We start from the raw sequence: 18,225 nt of genomic DNA on the forward strand, positions 1-18,225 counted from the left end.
CTCCAGGCCAGGGCTGAGCGGAGGTGGGCGGGGGCGAGGATGCGGGTACGGGCGACGACAGAGGGGCGCTGGGCGCGCTTCAGCAGGGCGGGACCGGCCGCGTCGACGGCATCGAGCTGGGCGCGCATCAGGCAGGCGGCCGTGTTGAGCACGGTGGCGGCTCCCGGGTGCATGCCTCTGGTCATCAGTGGCCTGGTCACCCACCGGCGGGCCAGAGCCGTCAGGTCGCCGATCAAAGCCGCGGCAGCGGGACTCCAGCGCCCCTGTCGCAGGTCGTCTTCCGCGCCGGGAAAGGCGTCCAGGGCCTCCTGCGGCAGGAGCAGGAGCCCTTGGGCGAGGTCGGCGCTCAGGTCGGTGAGAAGGTCAGTGAGCTGGGCGCCGTCGATGAACCGCTTGTAGTCCTGTTGCCGGTCCAGCCTGAGCGTCATCGGCGCTCCGGCCTGTTCGAACAGGTGCCGTACTTGGTCGACCCAGGGCACCAGTGCCTCGCACCAGGCACGCCACTCGGCCCAGTCGACGAAGCGACGGTCGCGGACGTCGTCGACTGTGCGGGCCACGGCGCCTTGCAGGCTGGACAGGTCTAGGCGCCACCGCAGGGCGGTGTCCACCAGGGCGTGGCGGACCGGATCCGTGCTGGTGCCGGCCGCCAGGTCGCGTTGCAGGGCTTGGGTCCACGCTTGAACGCGGACCGCTCGTTCGGCCTGTTCCGCATCTCGCTGGTCGGCGAGGTCGTCCAGGACGCTCGCTGCCGTCCACAAGGCCCAGCAGGGCGGGCGCAGCACGGCCGGCATCAGCTGGATGAGGGCGTAGATCCCGGGATCGTGCAAGCGTGTGGTGCGCCGGCACAGCCGGTACGCCGCACGCAGGGCGGGGTCCTCGCCCATCGGTGCACGGGCGGTGACTCTGCTCCGCCGCGCGTGCGTGGCCGTGTCGAGGGGTGCGGGGGTGGGCTGGAATTTTGTGCGCATCTCGCGGCGTGGACCTCAGGGTGCTTTCGTGTCGGGCGCCGAGGGCTCGACAGTTCGGCGCGGCGTGGGAAGGGAGGGAGCGCCGCTACCCGGCACCGGCTCGGGGAACTGAGCGTTGACGGGCAGGGTGCTGCGGGTGCTGCGGCGGAAGCCCATCAGAGCGATCAGGGCCGCTCCCGCGAACCAGGTGAGCTGGACGGCCAGATAGCGCGGTACCGGAGTGGTGGAGAAACCGGCGGCTGTGCTGGCCTGCATGGCTCCGTAAGAGGGCAGGTAGCGCATGACCGGGTTGTCGGCCCCGGCACTCATGACCGGGTTCTGCAGCGCGAGGTCGATGATGCTGGTCATCACGATGGCGAACATGCCCTCGACCTCCCGGCGCAGCACCGAGCCGAAGCCGACGCCGAGGGCGCCGTAGGTGAGTCCCGCGCTGAACAGCGCGGCGGCGAGCAGCAGAGGCTGCCTGGGTGACCACGCCAGGCAGGTGACCGCGGTGGCGTAGGCGGCGACCGCAGCCGAGATCAGCGCCAGCGCGGTGACCTTGGCCAGGACGAGGTGGGCCCGGGGATAGCCGGCCATCGCCAGCCGGCGGTCGAAGCGGTTGCCGGAGAAGGTGGCGGCGAACATCATGAAACCGGTGATCAGGGTGACCGCGTTGAGTGCGCCGCTGATCTCGGTCAGTTCGTTGCCGTGCGGCGCCAGCGTCTCCCCGGTGGCGTGCAGCCGCAGGTGCGCCGGGGTGTCGGGCATCGCAAGGTAGGCCAGGGTCGTCCACAGGGGGACGAACAGGATTACGAGGACCATGGCGAACCGGTTGCGGCCGTGCTCAGTCAGGGCGAAGCCGGTGGCGAGAGCGAACCGGGTCAAGTGAAACCTCACGCGGCCACCGCCCGGTCCGGGCGGAGCACCCCGCCATCCAGACGCCACAACTCGTCCAGGCGCTCGGCGTCGTACGCCAGGTGGGAGACGACCAGGACAGAGCGTCCCGCATCACGCAGCCGCACGGCGAGATCCCAGAACCGCTGGTAGGTGTCCCAGTCGAACCCCTGGTACGGCTCGTCCAGCAACAGCACCTGGGGATCGTGCATCAGCGCCAGCGTCACGTTCAGCTTCTGCCGCGTCCCGCCGCTGAGCACCCCGGCCCGCTCATCGGCGTATCCGGCGAACCCGAGCACGTCCATGACCTCCTCGGCATACCGCAGATCTGCCAGGCAGTAGGCCTTCTGGAAGAACCTCAAGTGCTGCCGGACGGTCAGCGCGTCGTTGAGGACCACGTGCTGTGGGCAGTAACCGAACCGGCCCCCATGACGGACCACCCCCCGTGCAGGCCGCAACTCACCCGAAAGGATCTTCAGCAGAGTTGATTTGCCGGCCCCGTTCTCCCCGACGATCCCACACAATCTCCCTGCCCCGAGCCGCAAGCCGACGCCACGCAGGACCACACGCCGCCCGTAGGCGTGGTGAACAGCCTTGACCTCCACGCTCACACTCCCCCAACACTCGAACCGGCCCCATGTACAAGCCCCAACGATCACGGTGCCGGTACGACACGGATGGACCACGACCACGGGCCAGCCGTCGCGGAGCCGGGTCACCCCACGACCGCGGCGTGCTGGACCTTTGAAGGCGTCCTGGGAGGCACGTGGCAGACGGCGTACGAGCTGTTCGCCCGCTGGGAGGCCGACGGGACGTGGGCCCGCTTGCTCGAGGAAGTCCAGGTCCTGGAAGACTCGGTCGGGTCGGTGGGTCAGCTCCACGATCGACCGGGCCCATCAGTACGCCGCCGGTGCCCGAGGAAGGGGGCGCCGATGGGAGACCAACTGGAAGATCCATCATATTCGGCGGCTGGCCAGGGCCCGGCCGGTCCCGCGGTGGGTGCCGGTGGACCGGCGCCTTGCCTGCCCGTGACGCACCCGCTCGGCACCAGGCTGGGCGTCCCGCCGTACTGTCGCGCGCCGACGCGGGCCGACATGCCGCGCCTGGCGTAATGACGCGCTCCGGCGGCTTGACCAGGTCTCGTTGCCCTAGGCAGTCACCGCCTTTGGTGGCAGGAAGGCGGTGGCACCGGTCCATGGGCGAGGGGAGCGTGGACAGGTCAGAGGGTTTCGGCGAGCGGCTGCTCGGCGGACTGCTGGATCGGGCGCGGTTGTTGCCGCCGCAGCTGATCGCCCCGCTGATTGCGGACGGGGTGGCCAGGATCGGTGGGCGTGAGGTGTCCATCCTGCTCCAGGACTATGCGCAGGAGCTGCTGGTGCCGTTGCCGGGCAGGATGCTGTACGTGGCCCAGCCCGAGCCGGTGGCCGGCTCTCCCGCCGGCCGGGCCTTTCAACGCGCGGACGTCGTCGAAGAACGGCAAGCCGGTGGCGGAGTGCGGATGTATCTGCCCTTGCTGGACGGTAGCGATCAGGTGGGCGTGATGGCCTTGACCCTGGACGCCGTCGGCGACGACGACCGGCGCCTGCTGCGCCGACTCGCCGGACTGGTTGCCGATCTACTGGTCACCAAGAACGCTTACACCGACCAGTTCTTACTGGCTCGGCGCCGGGAGCCAATGAGCGTGTCCGCGGAGATCCAATGGGGTCTGCTGCCGCCGCTGACGATGTCCGTGCCCCAGGTCGAGGTGGCCGGCATCCTGGAGCCGGCCTACCTCGTCGCCGGCGACAGCTTCGACTACGCCCTCAACGACAACATCCTGCACATGGCCGTGATCGACGCGATGGGCCACGACCTGGACGCCGCCGTGATGGCGACCGTCGCCATCGGCGCCTACCGTCATGCCCGACGGGTGTTCATCAGCCTGGCCGAGAAGTACGCGTTCATGGACGATGCCATCTCCCGGCAGTTCGGGGCCGACCACTTCGTCACGGCCCAGTTGATGCACGTGAACATCGCTACCGGTGAGATGGAGCTGGTCAACGCAGGCCACCCGGCGCCGCTGCTGATCCGTGACGGTCACGTCGAGCGTCAGCTGGAGAGCGCGACGACGCTGCCCGTCGGCTTCGGAGGTGAAGCGCCCCGTGTCAAAGAGCACACCCTCCAGCCGGGCGACCGGGTGCTGTGCTACACCGACGGCATCATCGAGGAGCGCGTTGAGGGTGGGGAGCCGTTCGGTGAGCAACGCCTCATCGGCTGCGTCAACCGCTTGGGGCGGGACCCTTCGGAGGGGATGCGGGGGGATCTGCGCCGGCTCTCCCACGCGCTGAAGAAAGAACGGGGCGGGCGTACCAGCGACGACGCCACCCTCTTTATGATCGAGTGGCGTGGAGGCGCCGCCGACCACCTCGCAGTCCTTGACTGAACACCTCGACCTCGGGTGCGACCGGTCATCGGTGTAGTGCCTGTACGCCCACTCCATGCCCAACTCCGCGAGCGTGGCGCGACGCTCGGCCGTGGGTTTTGGTCACTCACGGATCAGAGGTCGGAGGATTGCTCGCCACCCTGACAAGGGATGTACAGCACTGAAGGCCTCCTGGATCCCCTGCCTGACGCGAGACCGGACGCCGAAGAGCGTTCGACAGCTTACGGCGCTGCCCTGGGCGTACGACTCCTCCTTCCTGCGTGATCTCCCTGCGTATGCCCCGCCCTATCGCGAACCTTTGGCGTGGAGCGGCGCCCGGAGCCGACCACAGAGAGGTCACTCGTCCGGCCGCGCCCGGCCACGTCCTGACCGGCCGCTGGCGAACACAGAGCCTAGTACTCCAGCAGCGTTTGCTATCTGGCCTGGTCACAGGTGCCGTCGGGAGTGTAGTGGTCGGTGGGGTGCCGGTGGTGGTCTTGGCGGAGGGCCCCCCAACGAGTGCAGTCGTCGTTGGTAGGGGCAGCGGCGGGCTGTCGCGCGGCGTCTGCGGCGCCAGAGTGACCAGCTCAGCACGTGGCGGCCCAAATGCCCGGCCGGGGCTGGTGTCTGGGACGAGGCAAAGCGCCAGGAGCCGGCGAACTTCTGCCACGGTGAGTGGAACCATGGCGCCAAAACCGTTTCTTCCGATACCAGCCCACGTATCGGCGGACGTCGTACTGGTCCAGGCCGCTGACCGACCGGCCCTTGACGCTCATGGCAGTGCACTTCCATTCGCTCGTGTGCGACATGGTGTGCCTCCGGCCGGATCAGGAATAGCGATGGTGTCGGCGTCGGGCACAGCGTCGGATCTCGTCGCTTCCCCAGACCAGCGGCGGGAAGGCCGAGATGAGGAGGACGACGTCCAGCGGGAGAGCGGCGGTGCCGAAGAGGTTCTGGAGCGGCGGCGCGTACACGAGCGCCGCGGTGAAGACGAGCTCGAAAGCGATGCCGGCGAGGAGCAGCGGGTTGGTGAAGAAGCCGATGTCGCGCAGCGCGGCGTGGTCGGTTCGGGCGGCGATGGCCGTGCCGACCTGGCAGGTGACGATGCCCGCGAAGGTGGCGGTGGTCGCGGTGAGGTAGGCGTGGTGCAGGGGGGCTCCGGGTCCGGTGGGGTCGCCGGGGTGCCAGCCTGCGCGCCACAGGACGTAGAAGAAGGCGGTCATGACGAGGACGGCGGAGACGGTGCCGAGCCAGCCCCAGCTGCGCACGAGCATGTCCTTGTTGATCACGCTTTGGGAACTGGGCCGGGGCGGTCGGGACATGACCCCCGGCTCGGCGCGCTCACGGCCGAGGGCAAGGGCCGGAAGGGTCTCGGTCCCCAGGTCGATGGCGAGGATCTGCAGGACGGTCAGCGGCAGCGGCACGGCCCCGGCGGAGAGGGCGAACACCAGGAAGGGCACGACCTCGGGGGTGAGGTGGGCGAAGATGTAGACGATGAACTTCCGGACGTTGTCGTAGACACGGCGGCCGGACTCGATGGCCGTGACGATGGTGGCGAAGTTGTCGTCGGTCAGGACCATGGTCGACGCCTCGCGAGCGACGTCGGTGCCCGAGAGGCCCATGGCCACGCCGATGTGGGCACGGTGCAGGGCCGGGGCGTCGTTCACCCCGTCGCCGGTCATGGCCACGATCTGGCCGTGCGCCCGGAGGGCATCGGCCACTTTCAGCTTGGTCTCGGGCGAGGAGCGGGCGAAGACGATCTCCGTGCCGTCCTGGCGGAGGAGGTGGTCCAGCTCGTGGTCGTCGATCGCCTCGGACTGGGCGATGACCTGGAGATTCGGTGTACCGATGCCGACGGCGCGGGCCACGGCGGCGGCGGTGGCACCGTTGTCGCCGGTGACGATGTGGACGGTGAGACCCGCCTCGTGGCAGCGCCGGACCGCGGCGGCGACCTCGGGGCGCGGCGGATCGTACAGGCCGACCAGCCCGAGCAGGTGAAGGTCCCGCTCCACGACCTGCCGCTGCGAAATTGCAGCCGCCGTGTCGGACGGCAGTTCACGTACCGCGACGGCCAGCACGCGCATACCGTCCGCGGCCAGGGTGTCGGCGGCATCCTGGGCCTCCTCGGTCGGCTCTCCTGCGGCCAGTAGCGCCAGGACGGCCTCGGGGGCGCCCTTGACGATCACGCGGAGGCTGCCGGGTTCCCCGTCTTGGACCACAGACATGCGACGCAGGCGCGGGTCGAAGCGGAAGCAGGCTCGGCGGCGGGCGTCCCGGTCGGCCGGGTCGAGCGGCGCAGCATGTTGTGCGGCTCCTTCCACCAGCGCGATCTCGGTCGGGTCGCCGTGCAGCCGGCCGTCCCTCTCGCGGGTGACGGTCGTGCACTGGGCGGCAGCACGGACCAGTTCGGCGCCCTCCGAACCGCTCGCCTCCGGGTGGGACGAAGTCCAGGTGGCGTGCAGGCTCATCCCGTTGCGGGTGAGGGTGCCGGTCTTGTCGGTGCAGATGACGTTGGTGGTGCCGAGGGTCTCCACCGCGCTCAGCCGCTTGACCACCGCGCCCTGCCGGGCGAGGACGCGGACACCCACGGCGAGGGCGAGGGTGATGGTGGGCAGCAGTCCTTCGGGCACGTTCGCGACGAGCAGGCCGATGGCGAACATGAGCGAGTCGGTCAGCGGCAGGCCGACCGCCACTCCCGTCACGAGGAAGACGGCGCCCATGCCGACCGCGACCGCTGCGATCAGCCAGGCGACCTTCTTGACCTGCGTCTCCAGTGGACTCGGTTCGCGGCGGGTGCGCTGGCTGAGGGCGGCGATCCGGCCGAGTTCGGTGTGGTCTCCGGTGGCGAAGACGATCGCCTGCGCCTGCCCCTCGGTGGCGGTGGTGCCGCTGAAGACGAGGTTGGGCTCCTGCAGCAGGGAAAGGCCTTCCAGCCCCGGGCCGGCAAGACGCTCGACGGGGGTGGACTCGCCCGTCAGCATGGAAAGGTCGGCCTCGATTCCTCCCTCGGTCAGGCGGGCGTCGGCGGGTACCCGGTCGCCCTCGTCGAGGGCGATGAGGTCGCCGGGAACCAACTCCCGCGCCGGGACGCGCTGTACCTGTCCGTCGCGGATCACCTGGGCCTGTGCGGGAAGGAATCGGGCCAGGGTTTCAACGGCCTTCTCGGCCTGCTGTTCCTGGACGAGGGCGAATCCGGCGTTGACGAGGATGACCGCGACGATCGCCCAGCCGAGCACCGGTATGGATGCGGTGAAGGCGAGGGCCGCCGCAGCCCACAGCAGCAGTGCCAGCGGGTGGACCAGTTGCCGCAGCAGTTCCCTCAGGACACTTGTCCGGGCGGTGCGGCGGACCTCGTTCGGGCCGTAGACGGCCAGCCGGCGTGCCGCCTCCCGGCTCGACAGGCCCAGAGGGCCGGTGTGCAGCTCGCGACGGAGCAGGGGAAGGGGTTCCAGGGGATCCGGCGCGGTGTCCGGCGTGAGGTCCGGGCCGGCGCCGGTGTCAGTCATCGCCGGCTCCCTGACCGGGGCGGAGGCGGCCGGACCAGAGGGGCTCGATGCTCGCCCACTCGGATTCCCAGGCCCGTGTGGAGCGCGCCTCTACGATTCGCAGGCGCACCACGGCGAGGGCGCTGCCTGCGAGTACGATCCCGGCCAGCGCTCCGGCGCCGACTCCGACCGCCTTCAGAGCGATGTCGGCCTGACCCGGCGGCGCTGTGGCTGCACTGCCGTTCCCGTCGACCCACACCCGGACCGTGTCACCGTTCCGGGTTCCTGCCGGAACCGGAATGGTTGCCGTGTGCGGGCGCTGAGAGGGGTAGCGCCACGTGGCGGTCGCCACGGTGACAGGCCGGCTGCTCGGCTGGTCTCCCGCTCGGTAGGTGGTCTGGCTGACCGTGGTGGCCGTCACGGTGTGCCGGTGGCGCGCGATGTCCTCGGCAGCGCGGTTGCCGTCCGTCCAAGCGGCTCGTCCGAGGGCCACACCGGCGATGACGGCCAGGAGGCAGGCCAGCGCGAAGGCGGCATGCATTCGGGTCCGGGTGCGGTCGGCATCCCTCCTGAGCGGGTTGCCCCCCGTCCCTTGCGTCCGCTGTCGCATGGCACGCCTCCGTGCTGGTGCGTGCCGAGCCGGGCCGTCCCTTCAGGCGGCGACGAGCTCGGCGCTGATGTGGTGGGCCCACTTCTGGATCCGTTCGGGGTTGCGGAAATCACCGCCCTTGCCCTGGCGGGTCAGTGTCTTGGCGAGGAATCCCGGGGTGTGGGCCGTGATGCTGCCGCCGAAGGTCATGTGCTCGCGCGCGCCGACCAGCTGCATCTCCCGGGCGACGGCGGAGACCGGGGGGATGTCGTGTTCCTCGGCCGAGCGGTCGAGGGGGCCGCTGCTGAACATCCAGACCGGCCGGTGCCGAAGGGATTCGGCGTTGCGTTCTGCGCAGTGCTTGGCCTTGCTGCTCCAGTGGCCGGCGTAGAGGGAGCCGCCGAGGACGACGGCGTCGTAGGCGCGGACGTCGTGGACGTCGTCGGCGGGCAGCACGACGGCGTCGAGACCGTCCTCGCGGAGGGTCTTGCCGATCTGTTCGGCGATGCCTGCGGTGGCGCCGTGCTTGGTGCCGTAGGCGACCAGGACGCGCTTGGTGCTCATGGCGGGTGCTCCTTGATTCCTTGGTGCGGATCTGATGCCACTGTCACGCGGCCGGTGGCTGCTCCGCTTGGGCCGGACGGATCCCTACCGGGGCCATTCGGTCCTCCCCGTAGCGCTCCGCTTCAGCGGAGGCGACGTGCTGCTTGACGGCGGCGAAGCTGTCGGGGGCGACGGAGATCGAGTCGATTCCGGCGCGGACGAGGAAGGCGGCGTAGGCCGGGTCGTCGCTGGGGCGCTGTCCGCACAGGCCCACCGGACTGCCCAGGGCCTGGACCCGCGGGAGGAGGATCTCGATGAGGCGGGTGACGGCCGGGTCGTTCTCGTCGAAGACGTGGGCAAGGGCTTCCGTGTCCGTCGAGCAGTTCCTCGTAGGCGTCGGCGGTGGTGGCGAAGCCGGGCGGCACACGCAAGCCGGCCGCGGTCAGCTGTCCGGTCAGCTTTCCGAGGGAGGCGTTCTTGCCGCCGACCCGGCCGATGTCGCTTCGGCCGAGCGCGGTGAACGGACGACGCGTCGCGTGTGCCCCATGACGTCCTCCGGTGGCTGCAGGTCGGCAGGGATCAGTACGGCAAGGGGCGGCCGGACGGCGTGCGCAGATCCAGCGGGGCGGGCTTGTGGGGCTGCGTGGGCCGGGTCTGGATCCGAATGCGCTGCATCGTGGTCACCCACTTCGGAAGGTGGCGCCGGGGTGGCGTCCGGGTTCCACGATCACGCGGTAGGCCAAGGGGACCGCAGTGCCGAGGGGACCATCCCCGGGGGCCGATTGGGACGCTGCGGAGCGGGGCCGATCGGCCCCGGGCCCCGGCACCGAGTCGGCGCTCGCAGGAGCAGGCCAAAGATCCCAGGGGCTGGCGTCGTAGCCGGCACCCGCCCCAGGTGTCACGGAAGTCAGTCTCGCCGCACCTGCGTACACAGGAGCAGGCCACCACGCGTCGTCACGGCCGACGATGTGCGCGCTGGGCTCAGGAGGTCACGCTGCAGCCTGAAGCCGTGGCCCACTGACCGTACGCCGGGCATGCCCGCGGCGGGATCACTCGACCGGGATGTCCGCCCGGACGATGGTGATCGGGCACGGCGCATGGAGCGCCGCCTGCTGGCTCACCGAACCGAGCATGGCTCGGCTGAAGCCGCCGCGACCGCGGCTGCCCACGACCAGCATGTCCGCACCCTCTGCCGCATCCACCAGGACATCGACCGGATTGCCGCGCACCAGACGCTGGTGCACGGAGGAGGCGCCGTCCTCACCGAGAACCGTGTGGACCTCCTCGACCAGACGCCGCTCGGCCTCCTCCTCGTCGAAGTCGGTGTCCACCGCGGGAGCCGACCACGAAGCGGCACCGGGAAGGTCCCACGCCGCGACCGCTTCTACTCGCCCGTTCACCAACCCTGCGTACCGGACCGCCCAGCGCAGTGCGGCCTGGGACGAGGGCGATCCGTCGACGCCCACCACGATCCGCGGAGCCTCATGCTGCCTGTCCATCCCGTTCACCCTTCCAACGGCTGATACATCCACAGTGTGCGCATCGCGATCGCCCCGCCACGCGAGCACGGGGTGGCTACCGGGTCAGCCCTTGGGTAGCCGGAACCACCGCTCCTGGCCTGCGGCAATGCGTTCGTGCCGGTCGCCGGGCAGAACCAAGGGCACCGGGCCCAGGGGCGAGGTGGGCACGCTGATGCCGAACCGTCCGGGCCGGAACCGGATACGGATGTCCCGGTGCCCCAGGTAGGAGATCGAGAACGAGGACCGGGGCACTTCGGAGAGGGGCACCGGGTCGATGTGCAGGCCGTCGTCGTGGGGCTCGAGTCCGACGATGCCGCGCTCGACGAGGTCGAGGGTGCCGCCCATGGCACCGAGGTGGATCCCTTCGCCTGTGGTGCCGCCCTGGACGTCGGTGATGTCACTGAGCAGGGCTTCCTGGCAGTAGCGCCACGCTTCCGGGCCCTGCTCCCGGGCGAGGACCCAGCCGTGGACGAGGCTGCTGAGCGTCGACCCGTGGCAGGTGCGCCGCTGGTAGTAGTCCACCGTCCTGCGCCAGAGCCCGTCGTCGAGGCGATGTCCGAGCCGAAGGAACAATTGCTCGAGTTCCGTGGGGCGAAAGAGGTAGCCGAGCATGAGAGTGTCGGCCTGCTTGGACGCCTGGTAGCGGTTGGGCGTGTCGCCTTCGGCTTCCAGGATGCGGTCCAGGCGGCGGATGTCGTGGTAGCGGGCGCGGTAGCCTTCCCAGTCGAGCTCGGCGAGGTCCCCGTAGCCGTGGAACTGGCTGATCACGTCATGGTGGAACGGCACGTACAGGCGGTGCGAGACGTCCTCCCAGGCGGTGAGGTCGTCGGGGCCGATGCCCAGTTGCGTGAGGAGCTCGGCGCGTCGGGCTGCCGGAAGTTCCCCGTACAGGTCAAGTGCGCGGGCGAGTACCCACGCGGCGGTGACGTTGGTGTAAGCGTTGTCGTCGATACCGGGAGCGGCGGCGTCCGGGTAGGCATCGTGATACTCGTCCGGTCCGACGACGCCCCGGATCCGGTAGCGGCCGAGGCCGGTGTCCCATGTCGCCGCGCCGGCCCAGAAGTGGGCTGTGTGCAGCAGGAGTTCGGCGCCCGGGCCGTGCATGAATCCGGCGTCACCGGTGGCCTGGCCGTACCGCCACACGTTCCAGGCGATGGCCGACCCCACATGGTGCTGGAGGTGCGAGTGGTCGGGCAGCCAGCGGCCGGAGCGCGGATTGAGGTGCAGCCGCTGCGTCTCCTCGCTGCCGGAACTACCACTCTGCCAGGGAAACATGGCTCCCTTCGCCCCAGCCCGGCGGGCGGCCTCCAGGGCCGCGGGGAGCCGCCGGTGCCGGTACATCAACAGGGCGCGAGCGGTCTCGGGGAGGTGGAGGGCGAGGTAGGGCAGGACGAACAGCTCGTCCCAGAAGACGTGACCCCGGTACGCCTCGCCGTGAAGGCCCCGGGCGGGGACGCCGGCGTCGAGCTCCGCGGTGTGCGGCGAGAGGGTCTGCAGCACGTGAAAGGCGTGCAGCCGCAGAACCTTGCCGGTCTCGCCGGGAACCTTCAACTCTCCTTCGCTCCAAAGGCGTTGCCAGGATGCGCGGTGGGAGGCCAGCAGGGAGGGGAAGTCGGGGGCGTGTGTGGCGCAGTCGATGCTCCGCCGCAGCGGATCGGCCGAGGGGCGGTCGAGCGAGGTGCACAAAGCGGCGGTCTTCACGACGACGACCGGGGCTGCCCGCTTGATCGGCAGGATGAGTGTCTGTGTGGCGGTGGTGGCTGTGCATGCCCGGCCTACCGGTGCCACAGGACGTGCTGATGTCCGGACCGCGAACCCGATCTTTACCCGGGAGGTGGTCGTGGTGCAGGACAGCCAGGCGATGCCCTCCGCCTCCACTCCGGCCCGGTGCTCTACGAGATGCCGCCCGGCCAGGGCGCGGTAGCGGTCGACTCCCGCGTTGGTGACGTCTCCGTCGAGCACGGACTCGATCTCGATCATGCCGCTCCAGCCGTACGCTCTGAACACCGTGTTCTGCGCAGCCAGGTTCGGGTCGCCCATGTGGACGAGGCGGGTGTGGGTGACGCCCAGGCGGTGGCCCTCGGCGTCGTGGAAGAGCATGCGGCGGGTAAGCGTCCCAGCACGGAGGTCCAGCGACACGTGGCTGTGGCGCAGGGTCGGGTGGTCGGGTGTGAGCCAGTCGCCGGGCGGTGCACCCGCGGGCAGGCAGCGGTACCCCAGGGCGGTCCAGTCCGGCAGCCGGACCATGTCCTCGTTGGAGACCGTTCGTCCGCCGACGGTGGAGTCGAGCCGGTTGAAGCAGCCTGCTAGGTAGGTGCCCGGGTAGTGGATGTCGTCGGCGATGCTCTCGGGCGCTGAACCGCGCGTGGCGAAGCGGCCGTTGCCCAGGGTGCACAGGGACTCGACCAGCCGCTCGGCCTTGGGGTCGTAGTGGGGGTACTCCCAGCACCAGGCCGTGGTCACGGGCGGTCGCCTTCGAGTGCGGCGGGCAGCCCGCCGAGGTCGGGGAGGACGAGGTGGGCGCCGTGTGCGCGCAGGGCGTCCCTCATGTGCGGGTCGGCTTCGCGGTTGAGTCCCACCACCAACCGGAAACGGCCTTGGTGTCCCGCTTCGACGCCGGCGAGTGCGTCCTCCACCACGGCGGTGTGAGCGGGGGGCGCGCCGAGACGGCCGGCAGCTTCGAGGAAGAGGGCAGGGTCGGGTTTGCCCGGAAGGGCAAGTGCGGCCGCGTCCTGGCCATCCACCAGGGCGTCGAAGTAGCCGATGAGGTCCGCGGACTCCAAGAGGGAGCGGGCGTGCCGCGAAGCCGAGACGGCTGCGCATCGCACCTCCATCTCCCGTAGTCGCTGGAGCGCGGGCCTGACATCGCCGAAAGTGCGGGCTCCTTCGGTCCGCAGCATCGCGGAGAAGATCTCCTCCTTGCGGGCGGCGACCGCGTGGACGGTGGTGCACCCGGGCGCATCCTCGGGCGTTCCGGGTGGGAGGTCGATGTGACGGGCACCGAGGAAGGCGCGCACGCCGTCGAGGCGGGACCTGCCGTCGACCAGGTCCCGGTATTCGCGGATGGCATCGAACTGGCGCGGTCGTGCACCGGAGTGCGACGGCTGCCACTCGGGGAGGCAGCCGTCGAAGGTCTCCTTCCAGGCGGCCGCGTGGCGGTCCGCCGTGGCGAGGAGCACTCCGTCAGTGTCGAAGACGACCGCGCGCAGGTCGTTCATGAGTCGTGCACCACGCGGCGGCCGGTGATCCGGGCTGGGGTGAGCTTCATCCAGTGGCTGCGCGGACCACCGGCCCAAGGTTGGGAGCGCGCCGTGGTGTTGAGGTGCTGCATCTCGTGCTGGTCCGTAACGGCTGCGAGTTCGCCCACGGCCAGCACGCTCCAACCAGTGGCGGTCACGTCGTCGATGTTGTCGATCTCGAAGGCGACCTCGGTACCCGCCGCTCTGGCCGTGACGGCTTCCGCGGAGGTGCGGAAGGCGATGTCGGGTCCTGCGACGAGGTAGTTGACGGGGAGGACGGCTGGGCCTTCGGGGGTGAAGATGGCGATGCGGCCGACGCCATGGGTGTTCAGCAGCCGCCAGCATTCGGTCTCGTCCAGCGGTACGAGCGTACTGTCGCGCCGGGCGGTGGCTCGGCCGGCGACGCGGTGGGCGCTGGCGCCGGTCAGGTCGTCGACGGTGAGGCCGAGGGCGTCGGCCACCTGGACAAGGGTGCCGATGGCAGGGCTGGCGGCGTGCTCCTCCAGGTAGGCGATGTACGTGGCGTCGGCGCCGCACCGCCGGCCCAGTTCGTCGCGGCTCAGGCCGAGGGCTTCGCGGCGGGCCGCCAGGCGGCGGCCCAGGTCGGTGCGTCCGGTCGTCTCGCCGGACTGCTGCGGGTGGGTGCTCGGTGTGCTCTTCACGGCACTCACTGCTCCTGGGGCGGTACGGCGACCGTGTCGTGCTGCGGTCCGCCGAGCACGACCTTGAGGGCGCCGGTTTCGCCGGCGCGCGAGAAGACGTCGTACGCCTCTTCCATCTGGTCCAGCTCGAAACGGTGGGTGACCATCGCGGCGCCGGGGAGGCGGCCGGCGGCCATCATGCGCAGCAGCATGGGAGTGGATGAGGTGTCGACGAGACCGGTGGTGATGGTGACGTCCTTGATCCACAGGTCCTCGAGGTGGAGGACGGCCGGCTTGCCATGGACGCCGATGTTGGCGACGCGTCCGCCCGGACGGACCATGCGGGTGCACATCTCGAACGACTCGGGCACACCGACGGCCTCGATGACGACATCCGCGCCGAGCCCGTCCGTGAGGTCCTCCACCAGCTGCTCTGGCTCCTCCTGCGCGCTGACGGTCGCATCGGCCCCCAGATCCCGTGCGGCTGCCAGGCGGGAGGCCGCGAGGTCGACGGCGACGATGCGGAACGGGCTGTAGAGCTGTGCCGTGGCGATGGCGGCCAGCCCGATGGGTCCGGCACCGACCACGACGACCGTGTCGCCAGGGCGCACGGCGCCGTTGAGGACGCCCACCTCGTACGAGGTGGGGAATATGTCCGCGAGCAGGACCGCCTCGTGGCTTGCCAGAGCGCTGGGAAGGGGGTGGACGGAGAGGTCGGCGAAGGGGACGCGTACGTATTCGGCCTGGGTGCCGTCGATGGTGTGGCCCAGGACCCAGCCGCCGCCTCCTCGGCACTGGCCGTAGTGCCCTTCGCGGCAGAAGCGGCAGCGGCCGCACGCGGAGATGCAGGAGATCAAGACGCGGTCGCCGGGGCGGACGCTGCGGACGTCACCGCCGGTCTCGACGATGGTCCCGACGGCCTCGTGGCCCAGGATGCGGCCGGGTGTCACTTCGGGGACGTCGCCCTTGATGATGTGCAGGTCTGTGCCGCAGATGGTGACGGCGTCGACCCGGACGATCGCGTCGGCGGCGTCCTTGACGGAGGGGTCCGGGACGTCCTGCCAGGAGGTTTGTCCGGGCCCCTGGAAGACGAGAGCCTTCATGGCGCGGCCTACTCTCTGTGTGCTGTGCGGGAGGGGTCACCGTCAGGCTGTGCCCGTATCCCTCCGTCCCGCTTGGGCCGGTCGGCCCCCATCCGGGGCCGGTAGGTCCCCAGCGGATGGGGCGTTCCGGTGCGACGGTGGAGACCGGCACCCGTTCCGGAAGGAGGGCTGCTGTCATGTCCCAGCCCGCCCCGTCTCCTGCTTCCGCCCGCCCGGCCCTGCTGAGGTTCCTCGGCGGAGTGCGGACGGTCACCGGCAGCAAGTTCTTGGTCGAGAGCGACCACGCCCGGATCCTCGTCGACTGCGGACTCTTCCAGGGTGTCGCGGACCTGCGCCGTCGCAACTGGGGCAAGCTGCCCTGCGACGCCTCGGACATCCACGCCGTCGTCGTGACCCACGCCCATCTGGACCACTGCGGCTACCTGCCGCGACTGGTCCGGCACGGCTTCCGCGGCCCGATCCTGACCAGCGCCCACACCGCCCGGCTCGCCGAGATCGTGCTCCGCGACAGTGCCCGCCTCCAGATGGAAGCCGCCGAGCACGCCAACCAGCACGGCTGGTCCAAGCACCGCCCCGCCAAGCCGCTCTACGGCGATGACGACGTCGACCAGACGATCAAGTACTTCGACCCGGTACCGGTGGGTAGCGAGGTCGAGATCATGGCCGGCACGAAGTTGATGCTGCACCACGGCGGTCACATCCTGGGCTCCGCCTGGGCGCACCTGACCCTTGAGGACGGCCACACCCTGGCCGTCAGCGGCGACCTCGGCCGCCCCGGCCACCCGCTCCTGCTGCCGCCCGAGCCGTTCTCCGGCGCCGACGTTCTGTTGATGGAGTCGACGTACGGCAACCGCCGCCACGACCACGAAAGCGCACAGCGCGAATTCGCCTCGGTGATCACTCGGACGCTGTCCCGTGGCGGGACGGTCGTCATCCCGGCCTTCGCGATCGACCGCACCGAGGTCGTCCTGCACGAGCTGGCCACCCTGCGCAGCGACGGCACCCTGCCCCGCCACGTACCCGTCTACGTCGACAGCCCCATGGCCCTGGCCGCACTGGACGTCTACCGCGACGCCGTACGGGCCCACTCGCCCGAGCTGCGCCCCGAGATCCTCGCCCGGGGCGAGGCGGCGATCAGCCCGGAGCCCTTCCTGGCCGCCCGGACCGTCCAGGAATCGATCGACATCAACAACACCACCGGGCCGGCGATCATCGTCTCCTCCGCCGGCATGGCCACCGGCGGCCGCGTCCTGCACCACCTCCACCGCATCCTGCCCGACCCTCGCAACGCCGTGGTCATCGTGGGCTTCGCCGCCGCCGGCACCCGCTCGCGCGACCTCGTGGACGGCGCCCGCACCCTCAAGATGTTCGGCGAGTACGTCCCCGTACGCGCCGAGGTCGCCGACGTACCGCACTTCTCCGCGCACGCCGACGCCGGCCAGATCATCGACTGGCTGCGCGCCGCCCCGGCCCCGCACACCACCTACCTCGTCCACGGCGAGGAGAGCGCCTCCGAGACCCTGCGAGACCGCATCGACCACGAACTGGGATGGACGGCCGTCGTACCCAAGTCCGGGGAGGCCGTCCTGGTCCGCTGACCGGGGCCGGACGGTCCCCGCGGTGTGCACCGCGCGGCCCTCCCGGACGTGGTGGCCCACCGAGCAGGGTGGATGCGAAGGGTAGGAGGCACTCCATGAGCACCATGCACACCGTCCTCGAAGCGATGGCACCGGAAGCCCGGCTCGCTCACTCCCACCAGGTGACCTTCCGGGCCAGCATCCGCACTTCAACGAACGCCGGCGGGCCGAGAAGCTCTGGATCATCCAGTGCGGCACCCGCGACACTCACGTCCCCGGCCCCCAGAACGTGGTCGTCAACCTCCTCGGCTACGGCGACTCCTCGGCTGGTCCTGGATGTTTGCTCCCTACAGCTGGCACCTCGGCTCCACCGGGAGGTGCGCGCCCTGGAGTTCGACGCAGCGGCCGTACGCCGGCTGTGCAACGAGGACTCGGCCGTCGGTCGCTCCGTCGCTGTCGCCGTGGGCGCGGTCATCGCCGACCGGCTCGACTCCGCCCGCACCCGGCTCCTCGACCTGTTCGCCCCTCACGGCAGCGGCACCCCGCTCGCCTACGCACGCTGAGGACCCCGCCATGACCTCCACCCCGTACACCGTCGCAGACGTCATGACCACCAAGGTCATCGCCGTCACCCCCTCGACCGGCTTCAAGGACATCGCCACCGCGATGGAGCGGTGGAAGGTGACCGCCCTACCCGTCATCGAGGGCGAGGGCCACGTCGTCGGCGTGGTCTCCGAGGCCGATCTCCTGCCCAAGGAGGAGTTCCACGAGCACCGCCCGGGCCTGATCGAGCAGATGCGCCGCCTCGGCGACACCGCCAAGGCGGGCTCCACCCGCGCCGAGAACATGATGACCACCCCGGCCGTCACGATCCGCCCCGACGCCACCCTGCCTCAGGCCGCCCGCCTCATGGCCGACCGGCACATCAAGCGCCTCCCGGTCGTCGACGCCGACGGCACCCTCCAGGGCATCGTCAGCCGCGCCGACCTCCTCAAGGTCTTCCTCCGCACCGACGAGGAACTCGCCACCGAGATCCGCCGCACCGTCGTCGAACGCCTCTTCCCCCTCTCCCACGAAGCGGTCAAGGTCACCGTGGCCCAGGGGATCGCCACGCTGACCGGCCAGGTCCGCGACGGCAACCTGATCCCCCTGGCCGAACGCCTCACCCACTCCGTCGAGGGCATAGTGGACGTCCACTGCCGACTGGATGCACCGGCCGAGGCGTGAGGTCTGACCGCGGAGCCGTGCCGGGACGATGCCGCGCAGAGCCCGTACCGACGAGG

16 protein-coding genes and 2 pseudogenes are annotated in these 18,225 nt (G+C 70.4%); 5 read left to right on the forward strand and 13 right to left on the reverse strand.

All coding sequences use genetic code 11. The features are described 5' to 3' along the window. The 3 genes from PV721_RS03260 to PV721_RS03270 all read right to left on the reverse strand — a co-directional run. On the reverse strand, positions 1-884 hold an 884-nt coding region (locus tag PV721_RS03260; protein WP_319721242.1), incomplete at its 3' end, for a squalene/phytoene synthase family protein. A 99-nt stretch (positions 885-983) separates the two neighbouring features. Beyond that, positions 984-1,847 carry an ABC transporter permease gene (locus PV721_RS03265; protein WP_319721243.1) on the reverse strand — a complete coding sequence of 288 codons (864 nt, stop codon included), beginning with the start codon at positions 1,845-1,847 and terminating at the stop codon, positions 984-986. Next, the gene (locus tag PV721_RS03270) at positions 1,844-2,449 is read right to left on the reverse strand and encodes an ABC transporter ATP-binding protein (RefSeq protein ID WP_319721244.1); all 606 of its coding nucleotides are present in this window, start codon (positions 2,447-2,449) and stop codon (positions 1,844-1,846) included. Before PV721_RS03270 ends, PV721_RS03265 begins: the two co-directional genes overlap by 4 nt. Before the next feature lie 120 nt (positions 2,450-2,569). Here PV721_RS03270 and PV721_RS03275 point away from each other — a divergent pair. Together PV721_RS03275 and PV721_RS03280 are read left to right on the forward strand one after the other, a co-directional pair. Beyond that, positions 2,570-2,844: pseudogene (locus PV721_RS03275) on the forward strand (IS5/IS1182 family transposase); the annotation flags it as partial. A 195-nt stretch (positions 2,845-3,039) separates the two neighbouring features. Next, complete coding sequence (locus PV721_RS03280) at positions 3,040-4,266, forward strand: PP2C family protein-serine/threonine phosphatase (protein ID WP_319721308.1); 1,227 nt, start codon at positions 3,040-3,042, stop codon at positions 4,264-4,266. Positions 4,267-5,072: 806 nt separating this feature from the next. Here the strand turns inward: PV721_RS03280 and PV721_RS03285 are convergent. From PV721_RS03285 to PV721_RS03325, 10 genes and pseudogenes are all read right to left on the reverse strand, one after another. Continuing rightward, positions 5,073-7,751 (reverse strand): cation-transporting P-type ATPase, encoded by a 2,679-nt coding sequence (locus PV721_RS03285; RefSeq protein ID WP_319721245.1) that lies wholly within the window; start codon positions 7,749-7,751, stop codon positions 5,073-5,075. Continuing rightward, positions 7,744-8,271, reverse strand: coding sequence for a hypothetical protein (locus PV721_RS03290; RefSeq protein ID WP_319721246.1), 528 nt, complete (start codon positions 8,269-8,271; stop codon positions 7,744-7,746). Before PV721_RS03290 ends, PV721_RS03285 begins: the two co-directional genes overlap by 8 nt. Before the next feature lie 111 nt (positions 8,272-8,382). Then, on the reverse strand, positions 8,383-8,883 hold the full coding sequence (locus tag PV721_RS03295) for a flavodoxin domain-containing protein (RefSeq protein WP_319721247.1): 501 nt from the start codon (positions 8,881-8,883) through the stop codon (positions 8,383-8,385). A gap of 43 nt (positions 8,884-8,926) precedes the next feature. Beyond that, positions 8,927-9,289 carry a putative PEP-binding protein gene (locus PV721_RS03300; RefSeq protein WP_319721248.1) on the reverse strand — a complete coding sequence of 121 codons (363 nt, stop codon included), beginning with the start codon at positions 9,287-9,289 and terminating at the stop codon, positions 8,927-8,929. Then, positions 9,288-9,479 (reverse strand): annotated as a pseudogene (locus PV721_RS43845) (hypothetical protein); the annotation flags it as partial. The pseudogene PV721_RS43845 and the gene PV721_RS03300, both read right to left, overlap by 2 nt. Before the next feature lie 432 nt (positions 9,480-9,911). Continuing rightward, positions 9,912-10,361 (reverse strand): universal stress protein, encoded by a 450-nt coding sequence (locus tag PV721_RS03305; protein ID WP_030758210.1) that lies wholly within the window; start codon positions 10,359-10,361, stop codon positions 9,912-9,914. A gap of 84 nt (positions 10,362-10,445) precedes the next feature. Further along, positions 10,446-12,845, reverse strand: a complete 2,400-nt coding sequence (locus PV721_RS03310; RefSeq protein WP_319721249.1) for a glycoside hydrolase family 65 protein — start codon at positions 12,843-12,845, stop codon at positions 10,446-10,448. After that, positions 12,842-13,600, reverse strand: coding sequence for an HAD-IA family hydrolase (locus PV721_RS03315; protein WP_319721251.1), 759 nt, complete (start codon positions 13,598-13,600; stop codon positions 12,842-12,844). The genes PV721_RS03310 and PV721_RS03315 overlap by 4 nt, the downstream gene beginning before the upstream one ends. Next, positions 13,597-14,283, reverse strand: a complete 687-nt coding sequence (locus tag PV721_RS03320) for a helix-turn-helix domain-containing protein (RefSeq protein ID WP_319721252.1) — start codon at positions 14,281-14,283, stop codon at positions 13,597-13,599. Before PV721_RS03320 ends, PV721_RS03315 begins: the two co-directional genes overlap by 4 nt. 5 nt (positions 14,284-14,288) lie before the next feature. Further along, positions 14,289-15,365, reverse strand: a complete 1,077-nt coding sequence (locus PV721_RS03325) for a zinc-dependent alcohol dehydrogenase family protein (RefSeq protein WP_319721253.1) — start codon at positions 15,363-15,365, stop codon at positions 14,289-14,291. Between the two features lie 176 nt (positions 15,366-15,541). Between PV721_RS03325 and PV721_RS03330 the strand changes: the two genes are divergently transcribed. The 3 genes from PV721_RS03330 to PV721_RS03340 all read left to right on the forward strand — a co-directional run bounded on the left by PV721_RS03330 (position 15,542) and on the right by PV721_RS03340 (position 18,169). After that, positions 15,542-16,963, forward strand: a complete 1,422-nt coding sequence (locus PV721_RS03330; protein WP_319721254.1) for an MBL fold metallo-hydrolase — start codon at positions 15,542-15,544, stop codon at positions 16,961-16,963. A 356-nt stretch (positions 16,964-17,319) separates the two neighbouring features. Beyond that, positions 17,320-17,505 (forward strand): hypothetical protein, encoded by a 186-nt coding sequence (locus tag PV721_RS03335; RefSeq protein WP_319721255.1) that lies wholly within the window; start codon positions 17,320-17,322, stop codon positions 17,503-17,505. A gap of 10 nt (positions 17,506-17,515) precedes the next feature. Further along, positions 17,516-18,169: a CBS domain-containing protein gene (locus PV721_RS03340; protein WP_319721256.1), complete on the forward strand. Its 654-nt coding sequence runs from the start codon at positions 17,516-17,518 to the stop codon at positions 18,167-18,169. Positions 18,170-18,225: the final 56 nt, after the last annotated feature.

This window comes from Streptomyces sp. MB09-01, assembly GCF_033794505.1.
In the GTDB taxonomy this organism is placed as follows: domain Bacteria; phylum Actinomycetota; class Actinomycetes; order Streptomycetales; family Streptomycetaceae; genus Streptomyces.